The 8,319-nt window shown below is 65.3% G+C and carries 7 protein-coding genes; 4 read left to right on the top strand and 3 right to left on the bottom strand.

The genetic code is table 11. From position 1 onward, the window contains the following. Window positions 1-96: 96 nt before the first annotated feature. Window positions 97-2,376, bottom strand: a complete 2,280-nt coding sequence (gene clpA / locus AX730_RS02945; RefSeq protein ID WP_062351711.1) for an ATP-dependent Clp protease ATP-binding subunit ClpA — start codon at window positions 2,374-2,376, stop codon at window positions 97-99. A 151-nt stretch (window positions 2,377-2,527) separates the two neighbouring features. After that, the gene (clpS, locus tag AX730_RS02940; protein ID WP_062351708.1) at window positions 2,528-2,848 is read right to left on the bottom strand and encodes an ATP-dependent Clp protease adapter ClpS; all 321 of its coding nucleotides are present in this window, start codon (window positions 2,846-2,848) and stop codon (window positions 2,528-2,530) included. Between the two features lie 34 nt (window positions 2,849-2,882). On the opposite strand from clpS, the gene AX730_RS02935 reads away from it, so the two are divergent. Genes AX730_RS02935 through hflD form a run of 4 tightly spaced genes read left to right on the top strand, consistent with a single transcriptional unit; the run spans window position 2,883 to window position 5,607 of the window. Continuing rightward, window positions 2,883-3,422: a hypothetical protein gene (locus AX730_RS02935; protein ID WP_062351705.1), complete on the top strand. Its 540-nt coding sequence runs from the start codon at window positions 2,883-2,885 to the stop codon at window positions 3,420-3,422. After that, window positions 3,423-3,884, top strand: a complete 462-nt coding sequence (locus AX730_RS02930; RefSeq protein ID WP_062351702.1) for an NUDIX hydrolase — start codon at window positions 3,423-3,425, stop codon at window positions 3,882-3,884. Further along, window positions 3,881-4,999 carry a tRNA 2-thiouridine(34) synthase MnmA gene (gene mnmA / locus AX730_RS02925; protein ID WP_062351698.1) on the top strand — a complete coding sequence of 373 codons (1,119 nt, stop codon included), beginning with the start codon at window positions 3,881-3,883 and terminating at the stop codon, window positions 4,997-4,999. Before AX730_RS02930 ends, mnmA begins: the two co-directional genes overlap by 4 nt. After that, window positions 4,996-5,607 carry a high frequency lysogenization protein HflD gene (gene hflD / locus AX730_RS02920; RefSeq protein WP_062351695.1) on the top strand — a complete coding sequence of 204 codons (612 nt, stop codon included), beginning with the start codon at window positions 4,996-4,998 and terminating at the stop codon, window positions 5,605-5,607. The genes mnmA and hflD overlap by 4 nt, the downstream gene beginning before the upstream one ends. Before the next feature lie 61 nt (window positions 5,608-5,668). On the opposite strand, the gene acnB is transcribed toward hflD, so the two are convergent. Continuing rightward, window positions 5,669-8,260, bottom strand: coding sequence for a bifunctional aconitate hydratase 2/2-methylisocitrate dehydratase (acnB, locus tag AX730_RS02915; RefSeq protein WP_062351692.1), 2,592 nt, complete (start codon window positions 8,258-8,260; stop codon window positions 5,669-5,671). Between the last annotated feature and the right edge of the window lie 59 nt (window positions 8,261-8,319).

Here is an 8,319-nt window from a genome sequence, read left to right as displayed (position 1 = left end):
GCCATGAAAAACCTCCGAAGGCTGGATGGGTGTCCAACTTCCGGGGGTCAGTTCAAGAGGGCCGCCTTTCTTTTTTTTTCGAGGACAGTCGTATCCTCACACCGTCGCGGGAAGCAACTTTTCTGGCTCCGCCTGCGCATCGACCACCAGATCGCCATCGCGCACGTCGATACTGACGCGGCCACCGTTGACAAGTTTTCCGAACAGCAATTCGTCGGCCAGCGGACGCTTGACCTTGTCCTGGATCAGGCGGGCCATCGGTCGGGCACCCATCAGCGGATCGAAGCCATGCTGGGCCAGCCAGTCGCGAGCGGCCGGCGTGGCAGAAAGGCTGACGTGCTTCTCCTGCAGCAGCATCTCCAGTTCGATGACGAACTTGTCCACCACGCGCAGGATGTGCTCGAAACCCAGTCCCTGGAACTGCACGATGGCATCCAGGCGGTTGCGGAACTCCGGCGTGAAGCTGCGGCGAATCACTTCCATCGCGTCGGTGGAATGGTCCTGCTGCATGAAGCCGATCGTGCGACGGGAAGCCTGTGCGGCGCCAGCATTGGTCGTCATCACGAGGATGACGTTCTTGAAGTTGGCTTCCCGGCCGTTGGTGTCGGTCAGCACGCCGCGGTCCATGACCTGCAACAGGATGTTGAAGATATCCGGGTGTGCCTTCTCCACTTCGTCCAGCAGCAGTACGCAATGCGGCGTCTTGACGATCTTCTCGGTCAGCAGGCCGCCCTGGTCGAAGCCCACGTAACCAGGCGGCGCACCAATCAGGCGACTGACCGAATGCGGCTCCATGTACTCGGACATGTCGAAGCGCACCAGTTCGATGCCCAGTTGCAGCGCCAGTTGCTTGGTCACCTCCGTCTTGCCCACGCCGGTGGGGCCGGCGAAGAGGAAGTTGCCGATCGGCTTCTCCGGATTCGCCAGACCGCTGCGCGCCAGCTTGATCGACGACGCCAGCGTCTCGATGGCCGGGTCCTGGCCGAAGATGACCATCTTCAGGTTGCGCTCCAGGTGCTGCAGCACGTCCTTGTCGGACGAGGACACCTGCTTGGCCGGAATGCGCGCCATCTTGGCGACGATGGTCTCGATCTCCTCGACGTCGATCAGTTCCTTGCGGGTGCCCTCGGGCAGCAGGCGCTGCCGCGCGCCCGCCTCGTCGATGACGTCGATGGCCTTGTCCGGCAGCAGGCGATCGCCGATGTGCTTTACCGACAGGTCCACCGCCGCTTGCAGGGCTTCGTCGGCGTACGTGACACCGTGGTGTGACTCGTACTTCGGCTTCAATCCCTGCAGGATTTCGTAGGTCTCGCCCACCGTCGGTTCGACGATATCGATCTTCTGGAAGCGGCGCGCCAGTGCACGGTCCTTCTCGAAAATGCCGCGATATTCCTGGAATGTGGTCGACCCGATGCAGCGCAGGTCGCCCGACGCCAGCGCCGGCTTGATCAGGTTCGAGGCGTCCATGGTGCCGCCGCTGGCCGAGCCAGCACCGATGATGGTATGGATCTCGTCGACGAACAGGATGGCGCCGGGGATCTTCTTGATCGCCGCCAGCACACCCTTCAGGCGCTTTTCGAAATCACCGCGGTACTTGGTGCCGGCGACCAGCGCGCCGAGGTCCAACGAGTAGATGACGGCGTCCAGCAGGACATCCGGCACCTCGCCTTCGACGATACGCTTGGCCAGGCCCTCGGCCAGGGCAGTCTTGCCCACGCCAGCCTCGCCGACATAGAGCGGATTGTTCTTGCGGCGGCGGCACAGGACCTGGATGGTCCGCTCGATCTCATCTCCACGGCCCACCAGCGGGTCGATCCGGCCTTGCCGGGCCATGTCGTTCAGGTTACTGGCGAATTCGGTCAGGGCATCGCCTTTGCCTTCGCCTTCTCCGCCCTCGGCCTTGCCCTCGCCTTCCGGCTGTCCGGCAGCGTCATTCTCCTCGCCCTGCTTGGCGATGCCATGCGACAGGTAGTTGACGATGTCGAGGCGCGTCACGTCCTGCTGGTTGAGGAAGTAGACCGCATGCGAATCCTTCTCGCCGAAGATTGCCACCAGCACGTTGGCGCCGGTGACCTCCTTCTTGCCAGAGGACTGCACGTGGTAGACGGCGCGCTGCAACACGCGCTGGAAGCCGAGGGTTGGTTGGGTATCGCGGCCATCGTCTTCGGCCAGCCGGGAAACGGAGGCTTCGATGGCCTGTTCCAGGTCCGCACGAAGGCGATTGGCGTCCGCGCCGGTCGCCTTCAGGACGGCTTGTGCCGAGGGGTTTTCGAGCAGAGCGAGCAACAGGTGCTCGACCGTCATGAATTCGTGCCGAGCTTCACGGGCGCGCTTGTAGCACTGGCCAATGGTCTGCTCGAGGTCTTTGCTGAACATGGTTGCCTCCGGGGCCTATGCCGACAATATGCGGCTTGGCGGGCGGTTTTCCATCACCCTACCGGATTTCAGTGTTCAGGGATCGTTGCCTTGCGTCGACCTGGCGGTGCCCCCACACCGTAACCGGCCCGGCGTACCCGCGCCGGTCCCCTCAGGACTTCTCCATCGTGCACAGCAGGGGATGCTGGTTCATACGCGAAAACTCGTTGACCTGGGCCACCTTGGACTCGGCCACCTCGCGGGTGTACACGCCGCAGACACCGCGGCCGCGGGTATGCACGTGCAGCATCACCTGGGTGGCTTTTTCCAGATCCAGGGCGAAAAACTGCTGCAGGACGGTGACCACGAAATCCATCGGGGTGTAGTCGTCGTTGAGCAGCAGGACCTGGTACAGGGGCGGCGGTGCGACCTCGGGCCGGCTGGCTTCCACCATCAGGCCGTGATCGCGTTCGTTTTCGTTCTTGCGGGGCATACGCCGATTATAGGCGCCAGCCCGCATTACCCGCATGGACGCCATGCGTGACCCCGGCCACAATGCACTATCCCAACCCGACGAACCGATCATGAAGCCAACGCTGTCCCGCCTGCCCGTCGCCGCTCTGCTTTGTGCCGCCGCCCTCGCGACTCCGGCGCTGGCGGCCGATGCGTCGGTGGATGCGCGCTTGAAGGCACGCGGTGTCCAGTTCGAGGTGGACGCGGACGGCGACTACAAAGTCACCTATTCCTACAAGCAGGAAAACCGTACCCAGCTCGTCTTCGTGTCCGGCCGAGCCGAACAGGTCAATGGCATCAGCGTGCGGGAGGTCTTCTCGCCTGCCGGCCGCCTGGCCGCAGATGGCATTGACGGCGGCAAGGCCCTGGCGCTGCTCGCCGACAGTCGCAGCAAGAAGATCGGCAGCTGGGAGATCTCGGGCGACGTCCTCTATTTCGTGATCAAGCTGCCCGACAGCGTGGACGCTGCAGCCTTGGAAGCGGCGATGGATATCGCCGCGGAAACCGCGGACAACCAGGAGATCGAACTCTCCGGCGACAAGGACGAGCTGTAAGTGAGCTACCGGGAGGGACGCTTCTGGCAACCGGACGTCACCGTGGCCACGGTGGTGGTCCATGACGGCAAGTTGCTGATGGTGGAAGAGCGCGCGCAGGGCCGACTGGTATTCAACCAGCCGGCCGGCCACCTGGAGCCGGACGAAAGCCTGCTGGAGGCCGCCCGTCGCGAGACGCTGGAGGAGACCGGCTGGGACGTGGCGCCGACAGCGTTCATCGGCGCCTACCAATGGAAGGCCGAGACCGGTCGTCATTACCTGCGCTTCGCATTTGCCGCGGATCCCATCCGTCATCTGCCGGAGCGGCCGCTCGACGACGGCATCGTGCAGGCGGTGTGGCTGACGCCAGCCGAACTGCAGGCAGAGTCCGACCGCCACCGTAGTCCGCTGGTCTGGCAGGTCGTGCAGGACTATCTGTCCGGGCGTCGCCTTCCGCTGTCCACGCTGCAACAGATCGCATGAGCGTGCCGCGTGTCATCGTCGGGGTATCCGGCGGCGTGGATTCGTCCGTCGCCGCCCTGCATCTGGTGCAACAGGGCGAGTCCGTCGCCGGCCTTTTCATGCAGAACTGGGCCGACGACGGCAGCGGCGATTGCCGGGCGGAAGACGACCGGCGCGATGCGGTGGCCGTCTGCGGCCGCTTGGGCATCCCGTTCCATTTCCGTGATTTTTCCAGCGAATACTGGCAAGGCGTGTTCGAGCACTTCCTCGCGGAGTACGCCGCCGGGCGCACGCCCAACCCCGATGTGCTGTGCAATCGCGAGGTGAAGTTCAAGCATTTCCTCGATGCCGCGCGTGAGCTGGGTGCAGAGAAGATCGCGACCGGCCACTACGCGCGCGTCGATCAGGTGGATGGCCGCTGGCGCCTGTTGCGCGGCGTGGATCGCAGCAAGGACCAGAGCTATTTCCTGCACCAGTTGGGGCAATCGCAGTTGTCGGCGACGCTGTTCCCGATCGGCGAACTGCAGAAGACCGAGCTGCGGCGCATCGCGCGCGAGGCTGGCCTGCAGACGCACGACAAGAAGGACTCCACCGGCATCTGCTTCATCGGCGAACGCGACTTCCGCGAATTCCTTGGGCGCTACCTGCCTGCACGCGCTGGTGCCATGCGGGATCCTCAAGGCCAGCTGATCGGCGAGCATCCGGGCGTGTTCTATTTCACCCTCGGCCAGCGCGAAGGCTTGCAGATCGGCGGCGTGCGTGGTCGTCCGCAGGCGCCGTGGTACGTCGTCGGCAAGGACGTGACGAACAACGTGCTGTACGTCGACCAGGACACGCAGAGCCCGTACCTGATGTCCACGCGGCTGTGGACGGAGACGGCGCACTGGGTGGCCGGCAGCCCGCCTGCAGGACGGTTCTCCTGCACCGCGCAGACGCGCTACCGCCAGGCCGACGAGGACTGTGAGGTGGAGGTACTGGACGACGGCAGCGTGCGCGTGCGGTTCATGCAACCGCAGCGCGCCGTCACGCCGGGACAGTCGCTGGTCCTCTACGCTGGCGACGAATGCCTGGGCGGCGCCGTCATCGCACGAACGGACGCCCCTCTCGAAATGAAACTTGCGGAGCAAGCAGCTTGAGCAATCGATATTCCGACCGTGTGCTGGCCCTTGCCGGGCTGGCGCAGGCGCTCCATCTGGTTCGCCGCATCGCGGAAACCGGCCAGTCCGAAGGCGCTGCCGTGCAAGCGGCGCTGGACAGCGTGTTCCGCATCGATGCGGCCACGCCATTGGCCGTGTACGGCCGCGTGGGAGACGTCACCCCCGGCCTGCGCGTGTTGCGCGGCTACCTGGCAAAGGAAGCGCAGGACGACGGTCTGTCGCGCCTGGCGATGTCCGTGCTGCAACTGGAGCGCCGCTTCGTACGGGAAGAGAACACCGTGCATGCGGTCACCCGCGGGCTGGCCGAGATCGCGCCGCGCGCCGAGCAACAGGGCAGCACGCATCCCGATGTCCTGTCGGCATTGGGCGGCCTGTATGCCGATACCATCAGCCATCTGCGCCCGCGCGTGATGGTCCAGGGCAACCCCCACTACCTCGGACAGCCGGGTGTGGTGGCGGAAATCCGCGCGATCCTGCTCGCCGCCGTGCGTTCGGCAGTGCTGTGGCGCCAGATGGGCGGCACGATGTGGGACTTCGTCTTCAGCCGCCGGCAGATGCTGGAAGCGGTGGACGACTGGCTTCCCTGATCCTGTCGGGATGCGCGCAAGAAAAAGGCCCGGCAATGCCGGGCCTTTCCTTTGCTGCCGATCAGGCCGCGACGGTCTTCGCCACGTCCTGGTATTCCTCGATCTGGTCGAAGTTCATGTAGCGGTAGATCTCGGCGCCCTTCTCGTTGATCACGCCAATGTCGGCCATGTACTCGGCCTTGGTCGGGATCTTGCCCAGACGCGAGCAGATCGCGGCCAGTTCCGCCGAGCCGAGGAACACGTTGGAGTTGCGGCCCAGGCGGTTCGGGAAATTGCGGGTCGAGGTCGAGAACACCGTTGCGCCCTCGCGCACCTGCGCCTGGTTGCCCATGCACAGCGAGCAGCCCGGCATTTCCATACGCGCGCCAGCGGTGCCGAACGTGCCGTAGACCCCTTCCTTGGTCAGTTCCGAGGCGTCCATCTTCGTCGGCGGCGCGACCCACAGGCGGGTCGGGATATCGCGCTTGCCTTCCAGCAGCTTGGCGGCGGCGCGGAAGTGGCCGATGTTGGTCATGCACGAACCGATGAACACTTCGTCGATCACGGTGCCGGCGACATCCGACAGCGTCTTCACGTCGTCCGGGTCGTTCGGGCAGGCCAGCAACGGCTCGTGCACGTCGGCCAGGTCGATGTCGATGATCGCGGCGTACTCGGCGTCGGCGTCCGGCTCCAGCAACTGCGGGTCGGCCAGCCACTCTTCCATCTTCGCGATGCGGCGGGCGAGCGAGCGGGCGTCGGCGTAGCCTTCGGCGATCATCCACTTCAGCAGCGTGATGTTGCTGGTGAGGTACTCGATGATCGGCTCCTTGTTCAGGCGCACGGTGCAGCCGGCGGCCGAGCGTTCGGCCGAGGCGTCGGACAGTTCGAACGCCTGCTCCACCTTCAGGTCCGGCAGGCCTTCGATCTCGAGGATGCGGCCGGAGAAGATGTTCTTCTTGCCCGCCTTGGCCACGGTCAGCAGACCGGACTTGAGCGCGTAGTACGGGATCGCATTGACCAGGTCGCGCAGCGTCACGCCCGGCTGCAGTTCACCCTTGAAGCGTACCAGTACCGATTCCGGCATGTCCAGCGGCATCACGCCGGTGGCCGCGGCGAACGCGACCAGGCCCGAGCCGGCCGGGAACGAGATGCCCACCGGGAAGCGCGTATGCGAGTCGCCGCCGGTACCGACGGTGTCGGGCATCAGCATGCGGTTGAGCCAGCTGTGGATCACGCCGTCGCCGGGACGCAGCGAGATGCCGCCGCGGGTGGAGATGAACTCCGGCAGCGTGTGGTGCGTCTTCACGTCGACCGGCTTCGGATACGCCGCGGTGTGGCAGAACGACTGCATGACCAGGTCGGCCGAGAAGCCCAGGCAGGCCAGGTCCTTCAGCTCGTCGCGGGTCATCGGGCCAGTGGTGTCCTGCGAGCCCACCGAGGTCATCTTCGGTTCGCAGTAGGCGCCCGGGCGCACGCCCTGGCCTTCCGGCAGGCCGCAGGCACGGCCGACCATCTTCTGCGCCAGCGAGAAGCCCTTGCCGCTGTCGACCGGCTGCTGCGGCTGGCGGAACAGGTCCGTCGCCGGCAGCTTCAGCGCTTCACGCGCCTTCGCGGTCAGGCCGCGGCCGATGATCAGCGGAATGCGGCCACCGGCGCGCACTTCGTCGAACAGCACGTCCGACTTCACCTGGAACTCGGCGATCACCTGCCCGTCCTTCAGCGCCTTGCCCTCGTACGGGCGCAGCTCGACCACGTCGCCGTGGTTCATCTGCGACACGTCGAGTTCGATCGGCAGCGCGCCGGCATCCTCCATCGTGTTGTAGAAGATCGGCGCGATCTTGCTGCCCAGGCAGACGCCGCCAAAGCGCTTGTTCGGGATGAACGGGATATCCTCGCCGGTGAACCACAGCACGCTGTTGGTCGCCGACTTGCGCGAGGAACCGGTACCGACCACGTCGCCGACATAGGCGACCAGGTGGCCTTTGTCCTTCAGCGCCAAGATTTCCTGGATCGGACCGCGCTTGCCGTCTTCTTCAGGCACGAACGGCGCGTCGGGACGCTTGTTCTTCAGCATCGCCAGCGCGTGCAGCGGGATGTCGGGACGCGTGGTGGCGTCGGGCGCCGGCGACAGGTCGTCGGTATTGGTCTCGCCCGGCACCTTGAACACGGTAATGGTCAGGCTCTGCGGCACTACCGGCTTGCTGGTGAACCACTCGGCATCGGCCCAGCTCTGCAGTACGCCCTGCGCGTGCACGTTGCCCTGCGAGGCCTTTTCCTGCACGTCATGGAAGCTGTCGAACATCAGCAACGTGTGCTTCAGACCCTCTGCCGCCGTCGCGCCCAGCTCGGCGTTGTCCAGCAGCTCGATCAGCGGATGGATGTTGTAGCCGCCCAGCATGGTGCCCAGCAGTTCGGTGGCGCGCTGCGCGGTGATCAGCGGGGTCTTCTCGGTGCCGAAGGCAACGGCGGCCAGGTACGACGCCTTGACCTTGGCGGCATCGTCCACGCCGGCCGGCACGCGATTCGTGATCAGGTCGACCAGAAAGGCCTCTTCGCCGGCGGGCGGGTTCTTCAGCAGCTCAATGACCTCGGCCGTCTGCTGGGCCGACAGCGGCAACGGCGGGATGCCCAGCGCGGCGCGCTCGGCTACGTGGTGGCGGTAGGCTTCCAACATGGGTGACTCCGGTCGTTCGATGGTGCGGTGGAAAGGGGGTAACGATGTACTGGGGCAAG

It is taken from the genome of Pseudoxanthomonas mexicana (genome assembly GCF_001556105.1).
Taxonomy (GTDB): domain Bacteria; phylum Pseudomonadota; class Gammaproteobacteria; order Xanthomonadales; family Xanthomonadaceae; genus Pseudoxanthomonas_A; species Pseudoxanthomonas_A mexicana_A.
Note: the sequence above shows the minus strand (reverse complement) of the source record. Positions and strands in the feature narration are given on the sequence as shown.

Bases quoted from the DNA above. Each gene is read 5' to 3' on its own strand.
- clpA (WP_062351711.1), bottom strand. From the start codon at position 2,376: ATGTTCAGCAAAGACCTCGAGCAGACCATTGGCCAGTGCTACAAGCGC.
- mnmA (WP_062351698.1), top strand. From the start codon at position 3,881: ATGAGCGTGCCGCGTGTCATCGTCGGGGTATCCGGCGGCGTGGATTCG.
- AX730_RS02935 (WP_062351705.1), top strand. From the start codon at position 2,883: ATGGACGCCATGCGTGACCCCGGCCACAATGCACTATCCCAACCCGAC.
- clpS (WP_062351708.1), bottom strand. From the start codon at position 2,848: ATGCCCCGCAAGAACGAAAACGAACGCGATCACGGCCTGATGGTGGAA.
- acnB (WP_062351692.1), bottom strand. From the start codon at position 8,260: ATGTTGGAAGCCTACCGCCACCACGTAGCCGAGCGCGCCGCGCTGGGC.